The sequence below is a fragment of the Streptomyces sp. JH34 genome, from assembly GCF_029428875.1.
Taxonomy (GTDB): domain Bacteria; phylum Actinomycetota; class Actinomycetes; order Streptomycetales; family Streptomycetaceae; genus Streptomyces.
Map to the genome: position 1 here is coordinate 3741163 of NZ_JAJSOO010000001.1, position 24824 is coordinate 3765986.

General features: G+C 70.8%; 19 protein-coding genes. 10 read left to right on the plus strand and 9 right to left on the minus strand.

Going from position 1 to position 24824, the window contains the following annotated elements:
• Positions 1–68 precede the first annotated feature (68 nt).
• Both LWJ43_RS16645 and LWJ43_RS16650 read left to right on the plus strand, forming a co-directional pair.
• Positions 69–752 (plus strand): GntR family transcriptional regulator, encoded by a 684-nt coding sequence (locus LWJ43_RS16645; RefSeq protein ID WP_277333022.1) that lies wholly within the window; start codon positions 69–71, stop codon positions 750–752.
• A complete protein-coding gene (locus LWJ43_RS16650; protein WP_277333023.1) occupies positions 749–2056 on the plus strand; it encodes an MFS transporter in 1308 nt (435 codons plus the stop codon). Before LWJ43_RS16645 ends, LWJ43_RS16650 begins: the two co-directional genes overlap by 4 nt.
• A 77-nt stretch (positions 2057–2133) precedes the next feature.
• Here LWJ43_RS16650 and LWJ43_RS16655 read toward each other — a convergent pair whose 3' ends face one another.
• Entirely contained in the window at positions 2134–2958 is an 825-nt protein-coding gene (locus LWJ43_RS16655) for a maleylpyruvate isomerase family mycothiol-dependent enzyme (protein WP_277333024.1), read from the minus strand.
• A gap of 199 nt (positions 2959–3157) precedes the next feature.
• On the opposite strand from LWJ43_RS16655, the gene LWJ43_RS16660 reads away from it, so the two are divergent.
• Positions 3158–3955, plus strand: a complete 798-nt coding sequence (locus tag LWJ43_RS16660; protein ID WP_277333025.1) for a carbon-nitrogen family hydrolase — start codon at positions 3158–3160, stop codon at positions 3953–3955.
• A gap of 100 nt (positions 3956–4055) precedes the next feature.
• Here LWJ43_RS16660 and LWJ43_RS16665 read toward each other — a convergent pair whose 3' ends face one another.
• Positions 4056–4562, minus strand: coding sequence for an LURP-one-related/scramblase family protein (locus tag LWJ43_RS16665; RefSeq protein WP_277333026.1), 507 nt, complete (start codon positions 4560–4562; stop codon positions 4056–4058).
• Positions 4563–4626: 64 nt separating this feature from the next.
• Between LWJ43_RS16665 and LWJ43_RS16670 the strand changes: the two genes are divergently transcribed.
• Positions 4627–6438, plus strand: a complete 1812-nt coding sequence (locus LWJ43_RS16670; RefSeq protein ID WP_277333027.1) for an NHL domain-containing thioredoxin family protein — start codon at positions 4627–4629, stop codon at positions 6436–6438.
• A 4-nt stretch (positions 6439–6442) separates the two neighbouring features.
• On the opposite strand, the gene LWJ43_RS16675 is transcribed toward LWJ43_RS16670, so the two are convergent.
• The 5 genes from LWJ43_RS16675 to LWJ43_RS16695 form a co-directional block, all read right to left on the minus strand.
• Positions 6443–7159 (minus strand): DUF4232 domain-containing protein, encoded by a 717-nt coding sequence (locus tag LWJ43_RS16675; RefSeq protein ID WP_277333028.1) that lies wholly within the window; start codon positions 7157–7159, stop codon positions 6443–6445.
• A gap of 211 nt (positions 7160–7370) precedes the next feature.
• Positions 7371–10172 carry an AfsR/SARP family transcriptional regulator gene (locus tag LWJ43_RS16680; RefSeq protein WP_277333029.1) on the minus strand — a complete coding sequence of 934 codons (2802 nt, stop codon included), beginning with the start codon at positions 10170–10172 and terminating at the stop codon, positions 7371–7373.
• 130 nt (positions 10173–10302) lie between these two features.
• Complete coding sequence (locus LWJ43_RS16685) at positions 10303–10524, minus strand: DUF6458 family protein (protein ID WP_031090542.1); 222 nt, start codon at positions 10522–10524, stop codon at positions 10303–10305.
• Between the two features lie 105 nt (positions 10525–10629).
• Entirely contained in the window at positions 10630–11928 is a 1299-nt protein-coding gene (locus LWJ43_RS16690; RefSeq protein ID WP_277333030.1) for a M18 family aminopeptidase, read from the minus strand.
• 164 nt (positions 11929–12092) lie between these two features.
• Positions 12093–13919 carry an acyl-CoA dehydrogenase gene (locus LWJ43_RS16695; RefSeq protein WP_277333031.1) on the minus strand — a complete coding sequence of 609 codons (1827 nt, stop codon included), beginning with the start codon at positions 13917–13919 and terminating at the stop codon, positions 12093–12095.
• A 171-nt stretch (positions 13920–14090) separates the two neighbouring features.
• Here LWJ43_RS16695 and LWJ43_RS16700 point away from each other — a divergent pair, with 171 nt between their 5' ends.
• The 3 genes from LWJ43_RS16700 to LWJ43_RS16710 all read left to right on the plus strand — a co-directional run bounded on the left by LWJ43_RS16700 (position 14091) and on the right by LWJ43_RS16710 (position 16790).
• Positions 14091–14528 carry an SseB family protein gene (locus LWJ43_RS16700; protein ID WP_277333032.1) on the plus strand — a complete coding sequence of 146 codons (438 nt, stop codon included), beginning with the start codon at positions 14091–14093 and terminating at the stop codon, positions 14526–14528.
• Between the two features lie 139 nt (positions 14529–14667).
• On the plus strand, positions 14668–15624 hold the full coding sequence (locus LWJ43_RS16705) for a pirin family protein (RefSeq protein ID WP_277333033.1): 957 nt from the start codon (positions 14668–14670) through the stop codon (positions 15622–15624).
• Between the two features lie 89 nt (positions 15625–15713).
• Complete coding sequence (locus LWJ43_RS16710) at positions 15714–16790, plus strand: AI-2E family transporter (RefSeq protein WP_277333034.1); 1077 nt, start codon at positions 15714–15716, stop codon at positions 16788–16790.
• Here LWJ43_RS16710 and LWJ43_RS16715 read toward each other — a convergent pair.
• Positions 16785–18908 (minus strand): ATP-binding SpoIIE family protein phosphatase, encoded by a 2124-nt coding sequence (locus LWJ43_RS16715; RefSeq protein WP_277333035.1) that lies wholly within the window; start codon positions 18906–18908, stop codon positions 16785–16787. The genes LWJ43_RS16710 and LWJ43_RS16715 overlap by 6 nt on opposite strands.
• A gap of 184 nt (positions 18909–19092) precedes the next feature.
• Here LWJ43_RS16715 and aspS point away from each other — a divergent pair, with 184 nt between their 5' ends.
• From aspS to LWJ43_RS16730, 3 genes are all read left to right on the plus strand, one after another.
• On the plus strand, positions 19093–20910 hold the full coding sequence (gene aspS, locus LWJ43_RS16720) for an aspartate--tRNA ligase (RefSeq protein WP_277333036.1): 1818 nt from the start codon (positions 19093–19095) through the stop codon (positions 20908–20910).
• 208 nt (positions 20911–21118) lie between these two features.
• Positions 21119–22036, plus strand: coding sequence for an intradiol ring-cleavage dioxygenase (locus LWJ43_RS16725; RefSeq protein WP_277333037.1), 918 nt, complete (start codon positions 21119–21121; stop codon positions 22034–22036).
• A gap of 228 nt (positions 22037–22264) precedes the next feature.
• Positions 22265–23029 (plus strand): hypothetical protein, encoded by a 765-nt coding sequence (locus LWJ43_RS16730; protein ID WP_277333038.1) that lies wholly within the window; start codon positions 22265–22267, stop codon positions 23027–23029.
• Between the two features lie 85 nt (positions 23030–23114).
• Here the strand turns inward: LWJ43_RS16730 and metG are convergent, their stop codons facing one another.
• Positions 23115–24719, minus strand: a complete 1605-nt coding sequence (gene metG, locus LWJ43_RS16735) for a methionine--tRNA ligase (RefSeq protein WP_277333039.1) — start codon at positions 24717–24719, stop codon at positions 23115–23117.
• Positions 24720–24824 lie beyond the last annotated feature (105 nt).

Genomic DNA, 24824 nt, shown 5'->3' on the forward strand with positions numbered 1-24824 from the left:
CGCGTCACATCGGGTCCGGATCACGGACGGAGGAGCGGACGCACGCATCTTGTATCTATGCTGTGTGCATGCCTGTCGCGCCCCCAGCCTCGCCCACCGTCCGCAAGACGGACCCCAAGCCGCCGCCAGCAGCCGAGCGTGTGTACACCCACATCAAGAAGGCGGTCCTGGACCGCCGTTACGAGGGCGGCACGCTCCTCACCGAAGGCGACCTGGCCGAGGCGGTCGGCGTGTCCCGGACCCCGGTGCGCGAAGCGTTGCTCCGCCTCGAGGTCGAAGGGCTGATCAAGCTCTACCCGAAGAAGGGCGCACTGGTGCTCGCGGTCTCCGCGCAGGAGATCTCCGACGTCGTGGAGACCCGGCTGCTGGTCGAGGAGTTCGCCGCACGCAAGGCCGTGCCCGCGTCGGCGCAGCTGATCGCCCGGCTCGAACAGCTCCTGGAGGAGCAGCGGGAGCTCGCCGAGGTGGGCGACCTGGCCGCGGTGTCCGTCAAGGACCGTTGCTTCCACGCCGAGATCGTGAAGAACGCGGGCAACGAGATCCTGTCGCGCCTCTACGACCAGCTCCGTGACCGGCAGCTGCGGATGGGAGTCGCGGTGATGGAGGCACACCCCGGCAGGATCGCCGCCAACATCACGGAGCACGGTGAGCTGCTGGACGCCATCAGGGCCGGGGACGCCGAGGGCGCCGCGCAGGTCGTCCGGCGCCACGTCAGCCGGGTCAAGGTGCTGGTCCGGGGGGATGACCGGTGAGTTCCGCCTCCCCCACCCTTTCCCTGCCCGGAGACCCGCCCGGCGGCCGGCGTGCCGCATGGGTCTGGGGCATCGGCGTCGCCGTCTACTTCGTCGCGATCATCTTCCGTACGAGCCTGGGTGTCGCCGGGCTGGACGCCGCCGACCGGTTCGACGTCAACGCCTCGGCCCTGTCGACGTTCTCCATACTCCAGCTGCTCGTCTACGCCGGTATGCAGATACCCGTCGGCCTCATGGTCGACCGGCTCGGCACCAAGAAGGTCCTCACCATCGGTGTGGTGCTGTTCACGGTGGGGCAGCTGGGTTTCGCGCTCTCGCCCTCGTACGGCACGGCACTCGCCTCCCGCGCACTGCTCGGCTGCGGCGACGCCATGACGTTCATCAGCGTGCTACGGCTCGGTACCCGGTGGTTCCCGGCCCGGCGCGGTCCGCTGATCGGGCAGGTGGCCGCGCTCTTCGGGATGGCGGGCAACCTGGTGTCCACCCTGGTCATCGCCCGCGCGCTGCACGGGCTCGGCTGGACCACGACCTTCGTCGGCAGCTCGCTGGCGGGCGTGGTGGTGCTGGTCCTGCTGCTGCTCTTCCTCAAGGACCATCCCGAGGGCCACGAGCCGCCGCCCGTCGAGCACGCCGGAGCGGCGTACGTGCGGAAGCAGATCGCCGCCGCCTGGCGGGAGCCGGGCACCCGTCTCGGCATGTGGGTGCACTTCACCACGCAGTTCCCCGCCATGGTCTTCCTGCTGCTGTGGGGCATGCCGTTCCTGGTCGAGGCGCAGGGGCTCAGCCGGGGTACCGCGGGTGAACTGCTCACCCTGGTGGTGCTCTCGAACATGGTGGTGGGGCTGGTCTACGGGCAGGTCATCGCCCGCCACCACGCGGCACGCGCCCCGCTGGCCCTGGGCACGGTCGCGCTGACCGCGCTGCTCTGGGCGTCCACGATCTTCTACCCAGGCGACCACGCGCCGATGTGGCTGCTGGTCACCCTGTGCGTGGTGCTCGGCTCCTGCGGCCCGGCCTCGATGATCGGCTTCGACTTCGGGCGGCCGGCCAACCCGCCGGAGCGTCAGGGCACCGCTTCGGGCATCGTCAACATGGGCGGCTTCGTCGCCTCGATGACGACGCTGTTCGCGGTGGGCGTCCTGCTGGACGCGACCGGGGACAACTATCGTGTCGCCTTCGCCTCGGTCTTCGTCCTGGAGGCCCTCGGCGTCGTGCAGATCCTGCGGCTGCACGCCCGCGCCACGCACCGGGAACGCGACCATCACGTGGTCAGCCGGGTCGAAGCCGTGCACGTGCCCGCCTGACGGCGGCTGCGGAGGCCCCGCCCGTCCGGCGGCGTCCGTCCCGGTCCGCCGCCGGACGGGCGCCGGCGGGTGTGCTGCTACGGGGTCACGGCGAAGTGCCGCAGGATCTCGGCCGCGACTTCCTGGTCGCCGTCGATCTTGATCCGGTCCTCGACGGCCTTGGCCCGGACCCGTCCGCAGGCCAGCCGGTAGTACGTCTCCCAGTCCATCGCCAGGGTGGCCACGGGGCCCAGTGACGGCGCTCCGTCGACCGAGCCGCGGCCCTCGCCGTCGACCCTGACCGTGCGCAGGAACTCCAGAGGGCCGTGCACATCGAAGACCACGGCCGAATTGGGCGGCGCCCCCGCGTCCTTGGCGACCACCTTCGCCAGTCCGACCAGCAGCGTGTCCCGGACGATGAGGGCGCCCGGTGAATCCAGGTTGCCGGGCTGTCCCAGCGTCGTACGCAGATCCTGCTCGTGCACCCATACGTCGAAGGCCCGCATGCGCAGCGCCAGTTCCAGCGTCTGTTCGGCGCCGAGGGGGGCCCGGACCATGGTCTCGGGCGCACGCGACTCGTTGCGCAGCTGGCGCATGCGCCGGATGAGCGTGTACTCCAGCTCCGACGTCATCTCCGGCGCGGTGTGGTGGCGCCTTACGTCGACCTGCATCTCCATGTAGCGCTGGTGGTCGTTCTGTACGTGGTACAGGTCGCGCGGCAGCGTGTGGATGGGGCGGGGGTCGCCGAGCTGTTCGCACTCCATGCCGATGACGTGCGAGACGATGTCGCGCACCGACCAGCCCGGGCAGGGCGTCCGGCGGTTCCACTCCCCCTCGACGAGTGGCTTGACCAGCTCGGCTATCGACTCCACGGAGTGGGTCCAGGCATCGGCATAGGTCTGGAGGCTGGGATGGACGGTCACGGGACCCCTCGTGCGGTTCTGCGGTGCATGGGCTGGAGAGCAGGGAGTGCCGACGGGAGGGCCGGCACCGACGGTGCTGTCTGCGGGCTGCGTGGGAGGTTCGCTCGCTAAGTTACGCTGCGAGCAGGCACCCCGGCAGTGCTTTCGTGTGACGATCGTAGGCCCGCGTTGACGGCTTCCATGCCAGGACGGTGGTAGTGTGCACGCCTCCCTCATCCAGATGGCAGTAAACCCGGATGAATCGGTCAATTCCCGTAGAGAGCGCGCGGCTTCACTGGTCGTGGCCCAGCGGGGAGCGGACTTGGTCGTCCTCCCCGAGCTCTGGCCGGTCGGCGCTTTCGACTACACCGCGTTCGCCGAAGAGGCCGAACCGCTCCAGGGGCCCACGCATCGGATCATGGCGAAGGCGGCCGCCGAGGCGGGGGTCTGGCTGCACGCCGGGTCCTTCGTGGAGCGCGCCGAGGACGGCACCCTCTTCAACACCTCACTGGTCTTCTCGCCCGAAGGGGAGCGGGCCGCGGCGTACCGCAAGATCCATCGCTTCGGTTTCGACAAGGGTGAGGCCGTACTGATGGGGGCGGGCGAGGAGCTCGTCACCGTCGCTCTGCCGGAGACCATCCTCGGCCTCGCCACCTGCTACGACCTGCGCTTCCCCGAGCAGTTCCGGGGGCTCGTCGACGCGGGTGCCGAAACGCTGGTCGTCGCGGCGGGCTGGCCGGAGCGCCGGCGTTCGCACTGGACCCTGCTGGCGCAGGCCCGCGCAGTCGAGAACCAGGCGTACGTCCTTGCGGTCGGGTCGGCGGGCACCCACGCGGGGGTCGAGCAGGCGGGTCACAGCATCGTCGTCGACCCCTGGGGCGAGGTGCTCGCCGAGGCCGGGGCGGCCGAGGAGGTGCTGACCGTGGAGTTCGACCCGGCCAAGGCCATCGCCACCCGGGAACAGTTCCCCGCGCTCAAGGACCGCCGGCTGGGGCTCGCCCCGCGGCGTCTCGCCTGAGAGGAACGCACGCTCACCGACGGCGCGGTTTCACGTGAAACCGCGCCGTCCGTCGCCCGGATGCCCCAGGGGCCGCCGGGCTCGGGGGGCGACGCGTCCCTCAGTCCTCGCCGTGGTCCTTGTCGTGCTCCTTGTCCGCGAGGACGATCACGCACACCGCCACTGCGAGGAGGAGGGGCACGTCCGCGTCCTCCCGCACGATGTCGATCCCGTACGTGTCGCGGATCGTCAGCCAGCGTCGGGAGATCTGGGCGAGCAGCTCACCGTCGTAGTCGATGGCGAACTCGCGGTCCAGGATCTTGCCGCTGACGTCCAGCTCCGTGCCGTCCACCAGGCGGACCCGGTAGTGGTTGCGCAGCAGGGAGAGCCGCTTCCGCTTGACCTTGGCGAGCTCGTCACCGTCACGCTCGATGAGCATGGTGTCGCGGATGCTGACCAGCTTCTGGCGGATCTCCACCAGCACCCGGCCGTCGGTGTCCTTCAGCTCGAAGGTGTCCCGGAGCCGCATGGCCTTGCCGTCGACGAGGAAGAGCTTCCGCCCGTCCGCGTCCTCGATCCAGTAGTCGTCACCGATGCCGAACACGCGCTCACGTACGAGAAGTCTCATGGATCACAGGTTCCCCGACGCCATGCCGGAATGCGCGCAGGCCACGGTGCTGTTGACTGGTGACATGACAGCACGTGCACGTGTCCGCGCCCCCGAACTGATCGGCAAGGGCGGCTGGCTCAATACAGGCGACCGGCAGTACACCCTGGCTGACCTGCGGGGACGCATCGTCATCCTGGATTTCTGGACCTTCTGCTGTGTGAACTGCCTGCATGTGCTCGACGAGCTGCGCGAGCTGGAGGAGAAGCACCGCGACACCGTGGTGATCATCGGTGTCCACTCGCCGAAGTTCGTGCACGAGGCCGAACACCAGGCCGTGGTCGACGCGGTCGAGCGGTACGAGGTGCACCACCCCGTTCTCGACGACCCCGAGCTGGCCACCTGGAAGCAGTACGCCGTCCGGGCCTGGCCCACGCTCGTCGTCGTGGACCCCGAGGGCTACGTCGTGGCCCAGCACGCGGGTGAGGGACACGCGCACGCCATCGAGAAGCTGGTCGAGGAGCTGGAGGCCGAGCACGCCGCGAAGGGCACCCTGCGCCGCGGCGACGGACCGTACGTCGCTCCCGAGCCGGTGGCGACGCACCTGCGCTTCCCCGGCAAGGCACTCGCCCTTCCCGACGGCGGCTTCCTGGTCTCGGACAGCACCCGTCACCGCCTGGTCGAGCTGGAGGCCGACGGCGAGACCGTCCGCGGCCACTTCGGCGCCGGTGAGCGGGGATTCGCGGACGGGGGCCGCGAGGAAGCCCGGTTCAGCGAGCCGCAGGGCCTCGCCGTGCTGCCCGACGGCCGGATCGCCGTCGCGGACACGGTCAACCACGCGATCAGGGCGCTCGACCTCGCGACCGGCGTGACGACCACGCTCGCCGGGACCGGCCGCCAGTGGTGGCAGGGCTCCGCGACCCGTGGCCCCGCCACCGAGGTGGACCTGTCGTCTCCGTGGGACATCGCCTGGTTCGGCGACCGGCTGTGGATCGCGATGGCGGGCGTGCACCAGCTGTGGACGTACGACCCCGAGCAGGGGACGGTCGGTGTCGCCGCGGGGACGACCAACGAGGGCTTGGTCGACGGGCCCGGTGACGAGGCGTGGTTCGCGCAGCCGTCCGGCCTGGCCTCGGCCGGCGACCGTCTCTGGGTCGCCGACTCCGAGAACTCCGCGCTGCGCTACGTGGACCTGGAGGGCGCCGTGCACACGGCCGTCGGCACGGGTCTCTTCGACTTCGGCCACCGCGACGGCGCCGCCGGTCAGGCGCTTCTCCAGCACCCGCTGGGTGTCACGGCCCTCCCGGACGGCTCCGTCGCGGTGAGCGACACCTACAACCACGCGCTGCGGCGGTACGACCCGGAGAGCGGTGAGGTCACCACGCTGGCCACGGATCTGCGCGAGCCGAGCGACGCCGTCCTGGTGGACGGAGACCTGGTCGTCGTGGAGTCCGCGCGGCACAGGCTGACCCGGCTCCGCCTACCCGAGGAGGCCGTGCGGGTCGCGGGCCGGGCGCACCGGACCCAGCGAGCGGCCACGGAGGTGGCGGCCGGCACGCTGCGGCTGGACGTCGTCTTCCAGGCCCCCGCCGGGCAGAAGCTGGACACCCGGTACGGTCCGTCCACCCGGCTGCTGGTCTCCTCGACCCCGCCGGAGCTGCTGGCCGACGGGGCGGGCCCGGGTACGGACCTGAGCCGTGACCTGGTCCTTGCGGACGGTGTCACCGAGGGCGTCCTGCACGTGTCCGCGATGGCGGCGTCCTGCGACGACGACCCGGCGAACGAGTACCCGGCCTGCCATGTGCACCAGCAGGACTGGGGCGTTCCCGTGAGCGTCACCGCCACGGGGACGTCCAGGCTCCCGCTGGTGCTGGCGGGGATGGACGAGCAGGGCTGACGGCTCAGAACTCGTCGGCGCCGTTGCGCAGCTCGGGCGTCCAGTAGCCGGTCGCCCACTTCGCGGGGTCCACGGTGATGCCCTCGGCGCCGGGGGCCTTCACGATGGCCATGCCGGCGTTGCCCTGGAGCGTCACGGAGAAGTCCTTCACGGCCTCGACGTCCTCGTCCATACCGCCGTCCGACAGCCTCACGGCCGCGTACGCGGGAGCGCCGGCGGCGAGCACGACCGGACCGGCGGGCTTGCTCTTGGCGACCGCCGGGACGGCGCCACGGGCGTTCTCCAGGAACCGGATCTCGGGGAAGCCCTGCATCAGGCAGCTGTGGCCCGAGGTGTTCTTCGCGGTCAGGACGATGTGGGTGTAGGGCGGGCCGTCCTGGACCTCGGCGCTGATCGCCAGGCCCTTGGTGGTGCAGGCCGCCACGTCGCCGCCGCTCCCGGTCTTCGTGCCGCCCGTGGTCTTCGTGCTGTTGGTGGTCTTCGCGGTGCCCGCGTCGCCGGAGTCCTGCGTCGCACCGTCGTTCACCGCGGAGCCCGCGTCGTCCGAGGAGCCCGCGTTCTGCGCGGGCTTCACGGCGGCGGCCGCCGCCGTGGATCCGCTCCCCGCCGGGCCGGCGGACTTCGTGCCGGTGCCGTTGTCACCGCAGGCGGTGAGGGAGAGGGCGAGTACGGCGGTGGCCGTGGTGGCGAGAACGGTGGTGCGGGTGCGGAAGGTACGCATGGAGACTCCCCCGGAGTGAAGATGAGGCGGCCGGCCGGTCGGGACCGGAGCGCCGGTGAGCTGCTGACATCCCTGAGTCTGGAGTGCGCCGCTCACGTTCCGCTGCTGTCCCGCTGCCGTCCCGCTGACGTCCGTTTCCCGGGCCCCCGCGAGGTGCTCCCCGTCCCGCCTCCGGGGCAGGGCGACCGGAACGCGCCGGTGCCGCGCCGGGTCAGCCCTCGTCGGTGAGCCGCCCGAGCGCCTGGGCGTGCCGTGTCCGGTACTCCGCACGCGCCGACACCCGCAGCAGGGCCTCCAGCGCCCGCACGGCGCCCTCGTCGTAACCGGCGCGTTCCGCCTCCTCGGCCGCCCGGTCCAGCAGCTGGATCCCCTCTTCCTGCTCGCCGAGCGCCAGACGTGCCTCACCGGTGACGGCCAGCAGCAGGGACCGGCGGGCCGCCTCCTCCTGCTCGGGCCCCAGGGCCAGTGCGGTGTGCGCGGATTCGAGTGCGTCCTCCGGACGGCGGTCGGAGAGCTGCATCCGGGCCAGGTGCTGGAGGGCGAGCATCTCCGTGTGCCGGTCCTTCTCCTCCCGGGCCAGGGTGACGGCCCGGCCGCAGCCCTCCAGAGCCCTGTCGAGCTCACCCTGGCCGGCCTGGACGACGGCCAGGTTGATCAGGGCCGTCGCCTCGCCCAGCCGGTCGCCGGCCCGCCGGGCAAGACCCGGTGAGAGCTCCAGGAGGGTGAGGGCCTCAGTGGTCCTTCCCTCTTCGGTCAGCACCCAGCCCAGCAGATTCAGCACCCGCGACTCGGCGTACGGGTCCTTCTCAGCCCGGGCGGAGTCGAGCGCCAGCTCGAGCAGGGGGGCCCAGCTGTCCCGCACCCGCCACACCACCTGCGGCCACTGGAGCAGGATGATCCGCCAGGCCCGGTCGTGGAGGCGGGCGCTCCGGGCCGCCACAGCCGCCCGCGCCAGGTCGTCGCGTTCGGCGGCCAGCCAGCGCATCGCCGCGGTCCGGTCGGCGAAGTCCCTCACGGCGGCGGGCCGGTGATGGTCCTCCGGCAGGACGAAGCAGGGTTCACCGCCGGGCTCGGCCGTGTCGGCGGCGGCGAGTGCGGTGGCGATGTAGTGGTCGAGGACGCTGATCAGCGCCTCGGGCCCGGACGACGGGTCGAGGCCCCGGGCGTACAGGCGGACCAGGTCGTGCAGCACCCAGCGTCCCGGCGCCGTCTCGGTGACGAGGTGCGCGGAGCCGAGACGCTCCAGGGCCGCCGTGGCGGAGACGGGATCGGTCCCCGCGAGAGCGGCGCAGGTGTACGGGTCGAAGTGGCTGCCGGGATGGTGGCCGAGCCGGGCCAACTGCCGTGCGGCGTCCGCCGGGAGTTGTTGGACGGTCAGCCGAAGAGCGGCCGAGACACCGGTGTCGTCCACGTCGAGGAACGTCAGCCGGCTGCGCTCGTCGGCCAGCTCGTCGGCCAGACCGGCGAGCGTCCACTGCGGACGTCCGGCCAGCCGGGCCGCCGTGACACGCAGGGCGAGCGGAAGCCCTCCGCAGAGTTCGGCGAGCCGGCGGGCCGCCACGGGCTCGGCGAGGATCCTCTCCTCACCGAGCACGCCGGCGAGCAGCGCCGTGCCGTCCCGGGGTTCGAGGGTGTCGAGAGGGACGGGCCGGGCGGCGTCCGAGGCGATGAGGCCTTCCAGCCGGTGTCGGCTGGTGACGAGGGTGACGCAGTCGGTCCCGCCCGGGAGCAGAGGCCGGACGGTGGCGGAGTCCCGGGCGTTGTCGAGGACCACGAGCAGCCGGCGACGGTCGGTCAGGGCCCGGAAGAGCGCGGCCGCCGCGGTCACGGACTCCGGGACGCGGCGCGGTGCGACGCCGAGGGCCAGCAGGAACTCGCGCAGGACGTCGATGAGAGCGGGTTCGCCCGTCTCGCTGAAGCCGCGCAGATCGGCGAACAGCCGTCCGTCCGGAAAGGCGGCGGGGTTGTGGTGCGCCCACTGGAGGGCCAGTGACGTCTTGCCCACCCCCGCCGGGCCGGTGACCAGGCAGACGGGTGCCTCACCGGCTGCCGCCCGGGTGAGCGCCGCCAGCTCGGCGTTGCGGCCGTGGAAGCCACGAGGGGCGCGGGGCAGCAGATCGGTGGGGTGCGGAACCAGCGAGGTCCCGTGCGCGGCGGCGGTACGCGGTGGGCCGGAGGCCGCAGCGGTGCCGGGAACCCCCGGACCGCCCCCGGGCCGTTCCGGTTCACGTGCGGCCGCACCCGGGCCGCCGCCGGGGGACGCGCCGGGCCGGGGACCGCCGCGCAGGATCAGCGCGTACGCGTCGGCGAGCTCGTGTCCGGGGTCGATGCCCAGCTCGTCGGCGAGCAGCCGCCTCGTACGGTGGAACCAGTCCAGGGCCTCCGACTGGCGTCCCGCCCGGTACAGCGCCAGTATCAGGGCCGCCGCCAGCGATTCCCGCATCGGATGAGCGACCGCTTCCGACCGCAGCACGGACGCGGCCCGGTGGTGCTCGCCGAGATTCCCGTAGGCCCGGGCCAGCTCCTCGACGGTCGCCAGCCGCGACTCCTCCAGCGTGTGCGCCGCGGCCTGGAGCGGCCCTTCGGTGAAGGCTCCGCCGAGTGCCGGGCCCTGCCACAGGGACAGGGCTTCGTCGAGCATGCGTACGGTGTCGGCGGCTCCGCGCTGCTGCCGTGCCAGCATCAGCAGTTCCTCGAACCGCTGGTAGTCCAGCAGGGTCTCCGGGACGCGGAGCACGTAGGCGTCGTCGAGTGTGAGCAGTTCCACTCCGTACGCCTCCGCCTCCGCACCGGTCAGGAGGGCGCGGAGGCGTGAGATGTGGCCCTGGATGACGCCGCGGGCGCGAAGGGGGGGAGCCTCGCCCCACAGTGAGTCCGTCAGCCGGGCGACCGGCACAGGGGTATTGGCCGACAGCAGCAGGGCGGCGAGCAGGCCGCGCCTCTTGGCGGGCCCGAGCGGCAGTGGCCCGGGGCGGGTGTCGACGGAGACCGTGCCGAGCAGCCGGAACTCCACGAGCGGCATTCCTTCCGGGCAGGACGCACCCGGGGTGGGGGCACGGAGAGGTCCCCAGAATATCGGGCCCACGCCGAGCCGACGCGCAGTCACCGACGCCCCGCGGGCGGGTGCCCGACCCGCCGTCAGGTCACTGGTAGCGGCGCTCGTCCTCCGTGACGACCGTGGTCGTGGGCGGCACCACCATGCGGCGGCGACGCGCGATGCTCACGTAGACGAAGACCCCGACGAGGCCGACGAGCATCATGATCCAGCCGACCAGGTCGACGTTGACGGTGTCCATCTCCCAGTCCGTCGCGAACGCCAGAATCGCCCCGGCACCGATCAGGAGAATGCATCCTCCGAGTCCCATGATTTCCGCCTCCTCGACGGCCCGGTGAGTCCGGGCCGGTGTACGGGTCGCGTACCCGGCCCGGCAACAAGCATGTCCGTGACGGCGGTTGGGACGGCGGGGGGATCAGCCCGCGAGGAACGCGGTGAGCGCGTTGGCCAGGAGGTACGGGTCGTCGGCGCCGCAGAGTTCGCGTGCGCTGTGCATGGACAGGATCGCCACACCGATGTCGACGGTCCGGATGCCGTGCCGTGCCGCGGTGATCGGGCCGATGGTCGTGCCGCACGGCATCGAGTTGTTCGAGACGAACGTCTGCCAGGGCACGCCCGCCTTCTCGCACGCCGCGGCGAAGACCGCGCGGCCACCGCCGTCGGTCGCGTAGCGCATGTTGACGTTGACCTTGAGGATCGGCCCGCCGTTGGCCACCGGGTGGTGCGTCGGGTCGTGCCGCTCGGCGTAGTTCGGATGGACGGCGTGACCGGTGTCCGAGGAGAGGCAGACGGTCCCGGCGAAGGCCCGGGCACGGTCCTCGTAGGAACCTCCGCGGGCGAACACGGAACGCTCCAGGACCGTGCCGAGCAGCGGGCCGTCCGCACCGGTGTCGGACTGGGAGCCGTTCTCCTCGTGGTCGAAGGCGGCCATCACGGGGATGTACGGGATCTCGTCGTCCGGCAGCCCGGCCACGGCCGCCAGCGCGGCCGTGGCGGCGTGCACCGAGAGCAGGTTGTCCATGCGCGGGCCGGCGAGCAGTTCACGGTCCCTGCCCAGGTAGGCCGGCTGCTCGACGGGGTGCGGCATGAGGTCCCAGCCGGTGATCTCCTCGGGGCCGACGCCCGCCTCCTCGGCGACGAAACGGATGAGGTCGCCCTCCGCGACCTCGCCGAGCCCCCAGATCGGCTGCATGTGCTTCTGCCGGTCGAGCTTGAGGCCGTCGGGGTTGGCGGACCGGTCCAGGTGCACGGCGAGCTGGGGCACCCGCAGCAGCGGCCGGTCGACGTTCACCAGCCGGTGCGTGCCGTCACGGAGGGAGATCCGGCCGGCCAGGCCCAGGTCCCGGTCGAGCCAGGTGTTCAGGAGGGTCCCGCCGTAGATCTCGACGGCCACCTGGCGCCAGCCGTGCGCTCCGGTGTCGGGCAGGGGCTTGACCCGCAGGTTGGGGGAGTCGGTGTGGGCCCCCACGATCCGGAAGGGGGTGTGGGCACCCGCGCCCTCCGGCACGTACCAGGCGACGATCGCGCCGCCCCGCAGGACGTACTTCCCGCCCGTGGAGCCGTCCCACGCGTCCGTCTCCTCGACCTGCCGGAAACCGGCCTTCTCCAGTCGCGCGGCGGCGGTGGCCACGGCGTGGTACGGGGAGGGGCTGGCCATCAGGAAGGCCATCAGATCGTCGGTGTGCCCGCGGTCGAAGCGGAGGGGAGAGCTCATGTTCTTCACTGTAACGACGCCCGACGGGCACGCTTCACGCCGTCCGGCGACCGCCGACGGCCGTCGTCCGGAAAGCGACGCCCCGACCCCTGCATCACAGCTCCGGCCCGCCCCTGCGAGGGGGCGGGCCGGACGTGTCTCCCGCGCGGGGAGCGCGGCGCGGACTAGAACGCGGCCTCGTCCAGCTCCATCAGGGAGTTGTCGACGGTCTCGGCCAGCGCGCGCTCGGCGGAGACGCCCGGCAGGATGTCGGTGGCGAAGAACTTCGCCGCGGCGATCTTGCCCCGGTAGAAGGCGGCGTCCTTGGCGGAGGCGTTGCGCAGCTTCTCGGAGGCGACGACGGCGCCCTTGAGCAGCAGGTATCCGACGACGACATCGCCGGAGGCCATCAGCAGGCGGGTGGTGTTGAGGCCGACCTTGTAGATGTTCTTGACGTCCTCACCGGTCGCGGTGAGGTCGGTGATCATCGTGCCGACGATCGCCTCCAGGTCCACCGCGGCCTTGGCGAGGTTGTCCAGCGAGCCGGACAGCTCCTCGTGGCCCTGGGCACCCGCGAGGAACTTCTTGATCTCCTCGGAGAGGGTGTTCAGCGAGGCGCCCTGGTCGCGGACGATCTTCCGGAAGAAGAAGTCCTGGCCCTGGATCGCCGTGGTGCCCTCGTACAGGGTGTCGATCTTGGCGTCGCGGATGTACTGCTCGACCGGGTACTCCTGGAGGTAGCCGGAGCCGCCGAAGGTCTGGAGCGACTGCGCGAGCTGCTCGTAGGACTTCTCGGAGCCGTAGCCCTTCACGATCGGGAGCAGCAGGTCGTTCAGGCCGTTGAGCGCCTTGGCGTCCTCGCCCGCCGCCTCCTTCACCTGGATCGCGTCCTGGACGGAGGCGGTGTAGAGCACGAGCGAGCGCATGCCCTCGGCGTACGCCTTCTGCGTCATGAGGGAGCGGCGCACGTCGGGGTGGTGCGTGATGGTGACCTTGGGGGCCGTCTTGTCCATGAACTGCGACAGGTCGGTGCCCTGGACGCGCTCCTTGGCGTACTCCAGCGCGTTGAGGTAGCCCGTGGAGAGCGCCGCGATGGCCTTCGTGCCGACCATCATCCGGGCGAACTCGATGATGCGGAACATCTGGCGGATGCCGTCGTGCTTGTCGCCGATCAGCCAGCCCTTGGCGGGGTGCTGGTCGCCGAAGGTCATCTCGCAGGTGTTCGAGGCCTTGAGGCCCATCTTGTGCTCGACGTTCGTCGCGTACACGCCGTTGCGCTCGGCGAGCTCACCCGTGGTCCAGTCGAAGTGGAACTTCGGGACCATGAAGAGCGAGAGGCCCTTCGTGCCCGGTCCGGCGCCCTCGGGGCGGGCCAGCACGTAGTGGATGATGTTCTCGGACATGTCGTGCTCGCCCGAGGTGATGAAGCGCTTCACACCCTCGATGTGCCAGGAGCCGTCCTCCTGCTCGACCGCCTTGGTGCGGCCGGCGCCGACGTCCGAACCGGCGTCCGGCTCGGTCAGCACCATGGTCGAGCCCCACTGCTTCTCGACGGCGATCTCGGCGATCTTCTTCTGCGCCTCGTTGCCCTCGTCGAAGAGGATGCCGGCGAAGGCGGGGCCGGAGGAGTACATCCAGACGGCCGGGTTGGCGCCGAGCAGCAGCTCCGCGTAGCCCCAGATCAGGGAGCGCGGGGAGGTCGTGCCGCCGATCTCCTCGGGGAGGCCCAGGCGCCAGTACTCGGAGTCCATGAACGCCTGGTACGACTTCTTGAAGGAAGCCGGGACCGGAGCGGTGTTGGTCTCGGGGTCGAAGACCGGCGGGTTGCGGTCGGCGTCGGCGTACGAGTCGGCGAGCTCGTTCTCGGCGAGGCGGGTGACCTCGTCCAGGATGCTCTTCGCGGTGTCGACGTCCATCTCCGCGAACGGACCGGTGCCGTACAGCTTGTCGCGCCCGAGCACCTCGAAGAGGTTGAACTCGATGTCGCGGAGATTCGACTTGTAGTGCCCCATGGGAAGGCTCCGTAATCAATAGCAGTGGCGCGCAGCGCCCCGGGGAGGAGTGGAGGTCGGACGGCGGACGGCCTGGCGTGGGTGTGTCACCTGACCCCCACGATGATGCTACCCGTCAGTAATAAGGCGCAACCCCTCGAGCCGGAGATGTGTCCGATTACTCTTTGCGGCATGTATGGCTACGACCAGAACCCGGGCGCACAGCAGCAGATGGGCGGCTACGGCGAGCAGCCGTTGTACCCCGAGCCCTCGCCGCCGTCCCTGGCCGACGCGGTACGGGCCTTCACGACCGGATCGCTGTCCGCGGAGGACTTCCAGCAGATCTTCGCCACGGCGAAGGTGTACTGCCCGCGCGGCGACAATCCCGGCTTCCTCGCGCTCCACAACACCCAGCAGCCGGTGATCCCCATGTTCACCACGCTCAAGGAGCTCCGGAGGTACGCGGGCAAGGAGTCCAAGTACTTCGTGATCACCGGGGCCGAGGTGATCGACCTGCTGCCGACCGGCTACGGCTTCGTCCTGGACATGGAGGGTGACCACCGCATGGTCTTCGACGCCAAGGCCGTCGAGCAGATGGTGGACTTCGCGATGCGTCGTATGTACGGCTGAGGGACGTAGCTCGCCCGAGGGCCCGCACCGTTTCGGTGCGGGCCCTCGTTGCTGTGCGGCGGGCGGGAATGAATGCCGCCTTGCAAGATGTTCACCGTTCAACTAAATTGGGATCAGAAGACTCCCGGAGGTGGCTCCCATGCCCGCAGTGACCGTCGAAAACCCGCTGACCCTGCCCAAGGTCGCCGCCCCGGCCGACGCCGTGGCCCGCCCCGTGCTGACCGTCACGACCGCGCCCAGCGGTTTCGAGGGGGAGGGCTTCCCGGTGCGTCGCGCCTTCGCCGGGATCAACTACCGGCACCTCGACCCGTTCATCATGATGGACCAGATGGGCGAGGTGGACTACGCCGCCGGTGAGCCGAAGGGAACCCCCTGGCACCCGCACCGCGGCTTCGAGACCGTCACGTACATCATCGACGGGAGCTTCATCCACAAGGACAGCCACGGCGGTGGCGGTGCCATCGAGAACGGCGACACCCAGTGGATGACGGCCGGCTCCGGTCTTCTCCACATCGAGACGCCGCCCGAGGCGCTGGTCATGTCCGGCGGTCTCTTCCACGGCCTCCAGCTGTGGGTGAACCTGCCCAAGGCCGACAAGATGATGGCGCCCCGCTACCAGGACATCCGCGGCGGCCAGGTCCAGCTCCTCGCCTCCCCGGACGGCGGCGCGCTGCTCCGCGTCATCGCCGGTGACCTGGACGGTCACGAGGGCCCGGGCATCACCCACACCCCGATCACCATGGTCCACGCCACGGTCCGTCCGGGTGCCGAGGTGACGCTGCCCTGGCGCGAGGACTTCAACGGCCTCGCGTACGTCCTGGCCGGGCGCGGCAGCGTCGGCACGGAGCGCCGCCCCGTCCACCTCGGGCAGACGGCCGTCTTCGGCAAGGGGTCCTCGCTGACCGTCCGCGCCGACGAGTCGCAGGACGGCAACACCCCCGACCTGGAGGTCGTGCTGCTCGGCGGGCGCCCGATCCGTGAGCCGATGGCGCACTACGGGCCGTTCGTGATGAACACCCAGGACGAGCTCAAGCAGGCCTTCGAGGACTTCCAGGCCGGACGCCTCGGAAAGGTCCCGGCCGTCCACGGCATGTGACCGGTCCAGCCCGGTGTACGGGTGACGGACCGTCACCCGTACGCCCGCGCGGAAGGGACACCGCTGCCGGCCCGTGATCGGGTGGGAGGGTGTCCACCCGGAAGCCCCTCCTGCCCGACGCCGCGCGGCGGACGGCCGCCTGGTGCGGCGTCCTGCTCCTGGTCGCCGGCGTCGCGGCGGTGGCCGTCTGGCTCAGCGTGGTGCTCAAGACCGCGGTCACCCCGGTCCTGCTGGCGCTGCTCGGCACCGCGCTGCTCGGGCCCGTCCAGCGCTGGCTCACCGCGCACAGGGTGAACCGGTCGGTGGCCGCCGGCCTCACCTGTGCCGCGCTCGTCGCGGTCGTCGGGGGCGCCGGATACATCGTCGTCACCGCGCTCGTCGACAGCGGCGGGCAGATCGTGGACTCGCTGAAGGACGCCGCGCAGTGGGTCGTCGACCACTTCGACATCGAGGGCGTGGCCGACGTCAACGACCTCGCGGACAACGCCAAGGGGCTCGTCGAGAAGTTCGGTGCGAGCGCGGCGGGCGGACTTCTCAGCGGGATCAGCCTGATCGGGTCGCTCCTGACGACCAGCATCCTGGCGCTGCTGCTCACCTTCTTCTTCCTCCGCGACTCCGACCGTGCCGCGAAGTTCGCCCACAGCATCGCCCCGCGCGGCACGGGTGACCTCGTGGAGGCCATGGGCCGCAGGGCCTTCGAGGCCGTCGAGGGGTTCATGCGCGGCACCACCTTCATCGCCCTGATCGACGCCCTGTGCATCACGGTGGGCCTGCTGATCCTGCGGGTGCCGGGCGCGGCGGGGCTCGGTGCGCTGGTGTTCGTCGGCGCCTACATCCCCTATCTGGGGGCCTTCATCTCCGGTGCCGTCGCCGTGCTCGTCGCGCTCGCGGACCGGGGCATCGTGATCGCGCTCTGGGCGCTGGGGGTGGTGGTGGCGGTGCAGGTGCTGGAGGGGCACGTGCTCCAGCCCGTCATCCAGAGCCGGACCGTCCAGATGCACCCCGCCATGATCATGATCGCGCTGACCGCGGGGGCGAGTGTCGCGGGGCTGCTGGGCATGCTGCTGGCGGTGCCCCTGTGCGCCGCGGCGGTCGGGGTGGTCGGCGAGCTGCGCAAGGGGTACGCGGCCGGTGGCGAGGGGCCCGCGGTCACCGACCGCTCATGATCCGGCGACGGCGCCGAGTTCCGCCGGCTCCGCCGACTCGTACAGCTCGAACCAGATCGACTTCCCCTCCCCCCTCGGGTCCACCCCCCATGCGTCGGCGAGCATCTCCATCAGCACCAGCCCCCGGCCGCTGGACGCCATCTCCCCCGGCCGCCGCTTGTGCGGCAGCTCGTCGCTGGCGTCGGCCACCTCGACGCGCAGCCGCCGCTCGCCCAGCTCACCCGTGACCTCCGCCACGAGCAGCGCGTCCCCGTCCGTGTGGACGAGCACGTTCGTGGCCATCTCGGAGACCATCAGCTCGGCGGAGTCGACCTGTTCCGCGTCCGTCCAGTCGTGCAGGAGCTCCCGCAGCTGCTGCCGGGCGACCGCGATCCGCTCGGGCTCCGCCTGGGCGACGGTCATCGCCGAGCGCCGTCCGGGGACCCTGCGTGCTCGCGCTCCCTCGCGACGCAGCACCAGGACCGCGATGTCGTCCTCACGGCGGTCCACCAGCGGGCCGGTCGTGTAGTGCGAGTCCGGGCCGTGGACGGCCCGGACGAGGGCGTCCGCGAGCTCCTCCAGGTCCCCGACGGGCTTCTCCAGGACCGGCCTGAGCCTGGTCCACCCGGTGGCCATGTCGTGGCCTCCGGTCTCGATGAGCCCGTCCGTGCAGAGCATGATCGTCTCGCCGGGCCCCAGGACGACGCGGGTGGTCGGATAGTCGGCGTCCTCCTCGACGCCCAGGGGCAGTCCCCCGGCGGTCTGCCGGATCACCGCGGTGCCGTCGATGCTGATCACCACCGGGTCGGGGTGCCCCGCCCGGGCGACGTCGAGGGTGCCGGCCTCGGGGTCGGCCTCCGCGTACAGGCAGGTCGCGAAACGTGTCGCGTCGGACCGGTCCTCGCCGTCGGTGAGGTCGTACGACTCCGTCAGCCCGGAGAGGAAGCGCGAGGCCCGGGAGAGCACCGCGTCGGGGCGGTGCCCCTCGGACGCGTACGCGCGCAGGGCGATCCGCAGCTGGCCCATCAGACCCGCCGCCCGCACGTCGTGCCCCTGGACGTCCCCGATGACGAGGGCGATACGGCCGTTGGGGAGGGGAATCATGTCGTACCAGTCGCCGCCGACCTGGAGCCCCCCTCCCGTCGGGATGTAGCGCGCCGCCACCGACAGGCCGGGGACGCCGGGGCCGAGGGAGGGCCTCATCGCCTTCTGGAGACCCAGCGACAGCTCTCGCTCCGTCTCCGCGGTGCCGGCGCGCGTCAGTGCCTGGGCCAGCATCCGCGCCACCGTGTTCAGCACGGACCGCTCGTCGGGCGAGAAGGCCACGTTGTGGCGGAACCCGGCCATCCACGCGCCCATGGTGTGTCCCGACGAGATGAGCGGCAGGAAGGCCCAGGACCGGCGTCCGAAGCCGCTGGCGAGGGGCCAGGTGGCGGGGAAGCGCTGCCGGTACTCCTCGGGCGACGCGAGGTAGATCGCCTGACCGGTCCGGACGACCTCGGCGGCGGGGTAGTCGGTCTCCAGGAGCATGTCCGTGAACGGTTTCTCGTCGCCGACGTGGTGCCCGTGGTGGCCGATGACCGTCAGCCGTTCGCCCGAGACGCCGAAGACGGCCAGGCCGTCCGGCGAGAACCCGGGCATGGACAGCGATCCCGCGACCCGGAGGACCTCCTCGGTGGACACTGCCTCGGCCAGTGCCCGACCGGCGTCCAGCAGGAACGCCTCGCGTGACCGCCGCCAGTCGCCCGTGAGCGGGGTCTGCGCCGCGGCTGCCTCCGGGGGCGGGGCGACCTCCTGGAGGATCCCCATCAGCACGTAGGTGTGGAGGCCCGGGGTGTTCAGCGGAACCGGCTTGGAACGGGTGCGGACCGTGCGCACGACCTCCCCGTCCTCGTCCACGATGCGCATCCGGGCCTCGGCGAGGGTGCCCTCGGCGATCGCGAAGTTCACGATGCCGTCGATCTCGTTCCAGTCCGCCGGGTGGAAGCGGGGACGCACCTCCTCGCCGGGACGGACGGTGGCCTCGGCGGGCAGTCCCACCAGCCGTGCCGCCTCCGCGTCGAACGTGACCATGCCTGATGAGCTGTCCCAGCTCCACAGACCGGTCCCGATCGCAGCCAGGACTTCCTCGGTGCGCATTGCCCCACTTTAGGAAGATTGTCGATGTCGACGCCACCGAGGGACGGCGGCGGCGCAGCGAGCGCGGAGGCCGCCGATCACGTCCCGCACAGCCGTGCGGCCACAATGCCAATGAAGCGGTGCGTCCACGGGCGGTAGCCTGGGGTGTCAATCCACCCCGACCGCGAAGACTGGATGAACGACGATGCATCGGTACAGGTCCCACACCTGCGGCGAGCTCCGCGCCTCTGACGTCGGCACCGACGTCCGGCTGAGCGGCTGGCTGCACAATCGCCGAGACCTGGGCGGCATCCTCTTCATCGATCTGCGCGACCACTACGGTCTGGTGCAGCTCGTCGCCCGCCCCGGCACCCCCGGCAACGACGCCTTGGCGAAGCTGACCAAGGAGACCGTCGTCCGGATCGACGGCAAGGTCTCCGCGCGCGGCACCGACAACGTCAACCCGGAGCTCCCGACCGGTGAGATCGAGATCGAGGTCACCGAGGTCGAGGTGCTGGGCGAGGCCGGCCCGCTGCCCTTCACGATCAACACCGAGGACGGGGTCAACGAGGAGCGGCGCCTGGAGTACCGCTTCCTCGACCTGCGCCGTGAGCGCATGCACCGCAACATCATGCTGCGCTCGGCCGTGATCGCGTCCATCCGCTCCAAGATGGTCGCCCTCGGCTTCAACGAGATGGCGACGCCGATCCTCACCGCGACCTCCCCCGAGGGCGCCCGTGACTTCGTGGTCCCGTCCCGGCTGAACCCCGGCAAGTTCTACGCCCTCCCGCAGGCGCCGCAGCAGTTCAAGCAGCTGCTGATGATCTCCGGCTTCGACCGGTACTTCCAGATCGCGCCCTGCTTCCGCGACGAGGACGCCCGCGCCGACCGTTCGCCGGGCGAGTTCTACCAGCTCGACGTCGAGATGTCGTTCGTCGAGCAGGAGGACGTCTTCCAGCCGATCGAGAAGCTCATGACCGAGCTCTTCGAGGAGTTCGGCAACGGCCGCCACGTCACCTCGCCGTTCCCGCGCATCCCGTTCCGCGAGTCGATGCTGAAGTACGGCAACGACAAGCCGGACCTCCGGGCCAAGCTGGAGCTCGTCGACATCTCCGACGTGTTCGCCGACTCCGGGTTCAAGGCGTTCGCCGGCAAGCACGTCCGTGCCCTGCCGGTGCCGGACACCGCGGGTCAGTCCCGGAAGTTCTTCGACGGCCTCGGTGAGTACGCCGTCGAGCACGGCGCCAAGGGCCTCGCCTGGGTCCGCGTGGGCGAGGACGGCACGCTGGCGGGACCGATCGCCAAGTTCCTCACCGAGACGGACGTCAAGACGCTCACCGAGCGACTCTCCCTCGTTCCCGGCCACGCCGTCTTCTTCGGCGCGGGCGAGTTCGACGAGGTCTCCAAGATCATGTCCGCCGTCCGCGTCGAGGCCGCCAAGCGCGCCGGGCACTTCGAGGAGGGCGTCTTCCGGTTCTGCTGGGTCGTCGACTTCCCGATGTACGAGAAGGACGAGGAGACGGGCCGGATCGACTTCTCGCACAACCCCTTCTCGATGCCGCAGGGCGGCTTGGAGGACCTGGAGACGAAGGACCCGCTGGACATCCTCGCCTGGCAGTACGACATCGTCTGCAACGGCATCGAGCTGTCCTCCGGTGCCATCCGGAACCACGAGCCCGAGCTGATGATCAAGGCCTTCGAGATCGCCGGCTACGACCGCGAGACCGTCGAGCACGAGTTCGCGGGCATGCTCCGTGCCTTCCGCCTCGGCGCCCCGCCGCACGGTGGCATCGCTCCGGGTGTCGACCGCATCGTGATGCTGCTCGCCGACGAGCCGAACATCCGCGAGACGATCGCCTTCCCGCTCAACGGCAACGCCCAGGACCTGATGATGGGTGCCCCGACCGTGCTGGACGAGACGCGGCTGCGCGAGCTGAACATCCAGCTCCGCAAGCCCGCGGCGGCGGCCAAGGAGAAGGCCGATGCCAAGGACTCCGTGGCGAGGGACACCGGCGCGAAGTAGGCGTCACCGCTTCCGCTCCGGTTCCACGTGAAACAGTCCCCGGCCACGCGGCCGGGGACTGTTTTTTCGATGCGGGCTGTTCATTCGTCGCGGCGCCGGCGACGACGACGGCGACGGCGAGGGTCACGGCGAGGGTCACGGCACACGCACAGGAACCCACAGCCGGCACCCATGTCCCTCCCAGCCGGGCTGCCTAGTCTCCCCGTCCATGACAGAGAATCAGGGACCCGCACACAAGAGGGACATGACCCGGCGCAGGGTGATCCTGGCCGGCGGAGCGGCCGTCGTAGCGGCCGGAGTCGGGGCAGGTGTCGTCGCGACCGCCTCGGCCGGCGAGGAGGGGAGCGCCGCCTCCGGCACGAAGGCCGGGCAGGCCGAGGTCTGCTACCGGCTGACCTCGGAGACCACCGAGGGCCCGTACTACATCGACGCCGACAAGATCAGGAAGGACATCACCGAGGACAAGGAGGGCATCCCGCTGACCCTCCGGCTCAAGGTGATCGACTCCGACACCTGCAAACCGCTGAAGAAGGCGGCCGTCGACATCTGGCACTGCGACGCGCTGGGGATCTACTCCGGCTACGAGAGCATGAGCCAGGGCGGCCCCGGCGGCGGCACCCCGCCGAGCGGCGCCCCCACCGACGCACCGACCGGGACCCCCACCGGGACGCCCCCTTCCGGTGGCCCGGGCGGTGGTGGCGGGCACAGCGAACCCACCGACGACGAGCGCTACCTGCGCGGCACCCAGCTCACCGATCGGCACGGGTTCGTGGAGTTCACGACGATCTTCCCGGGCTGGTACCAGGGCCGTGCCGTGCACATCCACACCAAGGTGCACGTCGGCGGGAAGATGACCGACGCCGGGTACGAGGGCGGCCACACCTGCCACACCGGCCAGTTCTTCTTCGCCGAGTCCGCGGTCCTCGACTCCGCGAAGGAGGAACCGTACGCGACGAGCACCACCACTCGGACGACCCTGACCGAGGACACCATCTACGACCAGAGCGGGGTGACGGGCGGCCTGCTGAAACTCTCCTACCGCAAGGGCGGGATGGCGCGCGGCGTGACCGGGTCGATCACGATGGGCGTCGACCCCGACGAGACCCACGACGGCACCGGTCTCTGAGGCCTCGGAGACCGGCGGAGGCATCGAGGGCCCCCCGGTGAAGGGCCCGGAGCCGCGACGGCTCCGGGCTCCTTTCCTGCGTACGGGTGGACCATGCGGAACTTCACGGACCTCGGGTACCGGAACCGGGTACATCCCGATGGCCCCGGTTCCGATTCGGTGCCGCCGGGCGGGCAAGGACCGGCACGGGAAGTGCTGGTCCGCCCCTCAACCGAGGAGTTCCGCACCGTGTCCGTCCCGCGCCGCCCCTTTCTTCTGCTCGTCGTCCTGTTCCTGCTGGTCATCGGCTGTTCCGCCGGGGCGGTGCCGACCTCCGACCCGGTCGCGCCCCACGGTGCCGCCGGTTCCGGGGCCGCCGAGAACGGGCGGATCCTTGCCGTGGAGCCGTCCCGCGGCCCGTCGGAGATTCCGGGGCTGGGTCCGCAGACCCGGGCGCGGATTCCCGCCACCGCCCGGCAGGCCCTGGTGGTGACGGGGCAGGGCCCGGATTCCAACCGTTCCGCGGTCGTGCTCCACAGCCTCGACGACCCGGCCCTCGGCTGGAGACCCGAGGCGGGCCCCTGGCCCGCCCACAACGGCATGGAGGGCTGGACCGACCGCCACCTCGCCGACGACCTCAGATCCCCCGCCGGGGTCTTCGGCCTCACCGACGCGGGCGGCCGGCTGCCCGACCCGGGTGCCCTGCTCCCGTACGACGAGGAGGCCCGCTTCGCGGTCAGCGGTGAAGGTTTCCTCGGGGAGCCCCTGGAGGGTTCGTTCGACTACGTCGTCGCCATCAACTACAACCGCACCCCGGGCACGTCCCCGCTGGACCGCGAGAGGCCCCTCGGTGAGGAGCGGGGCGGCGGCATCTGGGTCCACGTGGACCACGGCGGCCCCACCCAGGGCTGCGTCTCGCTGACCGAGGACAGGATGCGGGAACTCCTGCTCGCCCTGGACCCCGCCAAGTACCCCGTGATCGTGATGGGGGACGCCGCGTCGCTGGCCAGGTGACGCGGGCGGACGCCCTGACCCATCACACGCGGGAGCCCGGGCCCCGAACACATCGGGACCCGGGCTCCCGCGTCGTGTACGCCGCTTACGCGGGCTTCTCCTCCAGGCGCGGGAACAGCACCGCGCCCTTCGTCACCGTCGCGCCCGCGGGCAGCTGTCCCCAGCGGCCCGCGTCCTGGACCCGCTGGTCGGCCAGGGCACCCAGGGACGCCTCGGCGCCCAGGGAGTCCCACAGCCTCTGCGAGGTGTCCGGCATGACGGCGTTCAGCAGGACCGCGACACCGCGCAGTGACTCCGCCGCCGTGTACAGGATGGTCGCGAGCCGGGCCTGGCCCTCCGGCGACGTGTCCTTGGCCACCTTCCAGGGCTCCTGCTCGGTGATGTAGCCGTTGACCTGCTTCACGAAGTCGAAGACCGCCAGGATGCCGCCCTGGAAGTCCAGCTCCTCGCCGATCCTGGAGTCCGCCGTGGCGACCGCCTGGGCCAGGCCCTCCTGGACCGCCCGCTCCGCGTCACCGGCCGCGGGGTCCTCCGGGAGCGCACCGCCGAAGTACTTGCCGACCATGGCCGCGACGCGCGAGGCGAGGTTGCCGTAGTCGTTGGCGAGCTCCGAGGTGTAGCGGGCGCTGAAGTCCTCCCACGAGAACGAACCGTCGCTGCCGTACGCGATGGCCCGCAGGAAGTACCAGCGGTACGCGTCGACGCCGAAGTGCGAGGTCAGGTCCTGCGGCTTGATGCCCGTCAGGTTCGACTTCGACATCTTCTCGCCGCCGACCATCAGCCAGCCGTTGGCGACGACCTTGCCGGGCAGCGGCAGCCCCTGCGCCATCAGCATGGCCGGCCAGATGACCGAGTGGAAGCGCAGGATGTCCTTGCCGATCAGGTGGACGTCCGCCGGGAAGGTGCCGTCGAACTTCTCCTGGTTGGCGCCGTAGCCGACCGCCGTGGCGTAGTTGAGCAGGGCGTCGATCCACACGTAGATGACGTGCTTCGGGTCCCACGGCACCGGGACGCCCCAGTCGAAGGTGGAACGCGAGATCGACAGGTCCTGGAGACCCTGCTTGACGAAGTTCACGATCTCGTTGCGGGCGGACTCGGGCTGGATGAAGTCCGGGTTGGCCGCGTAGAACTCCATGAGCTTCGGGCCGTACTCGCTCAGCTTGAAGAAGTAGTTCTCCTCCTTGAGGAGTTCCACCGGCTTCTTGTGGATCGGGCACAGCTTCGTGCCGTCCTCGGCCTCGATCAGGTCGCCGGGGAGCTTGTACTCCTCGCAGCCCACGCAGTACGGGCCTTCGTACCCGCCCTTGTAGATCTGGTCCTTGTCGAACAGGTCCTGCACGAATTCCTGCACACGGTCCGTGTGCCGCTTCTCCGTCGTACGGATGAAGTCGTCGTTCGCGATGTTCAAGTGCTCCCAGAGGGGCTTCCAGGCCTCCTCGACGAGCTTGTCGCACCAAGCCTGAGGGGTGACGTTGTTCGCCTCGGCCGTGCGCATGATCTTCTGACCGTGCTCGTCCGTGCCGGTGAGGTACCACACCTTCTCGCCGCGCTGGCGGTGCCAGCGGGTGAGCACGTCGCCTGCGACGGTCGTGTAGGCGTGGCCCAGGTGAGGAGCGTCGTTGACGTAGTAAATGGGGGTCGAGACGTAAAACGCCTTCGCCCCCTGCTTCTCGGATCCAGTGGCCGCCATGGTCGAAATCCTAACGGCCCGTGGGAGATCCACTCACATCGATTGCGGCGGCCCCGGCCGCGGAGAGCTTTGCGAAACATCCTTTCCCGTACCAAAGACGCATCC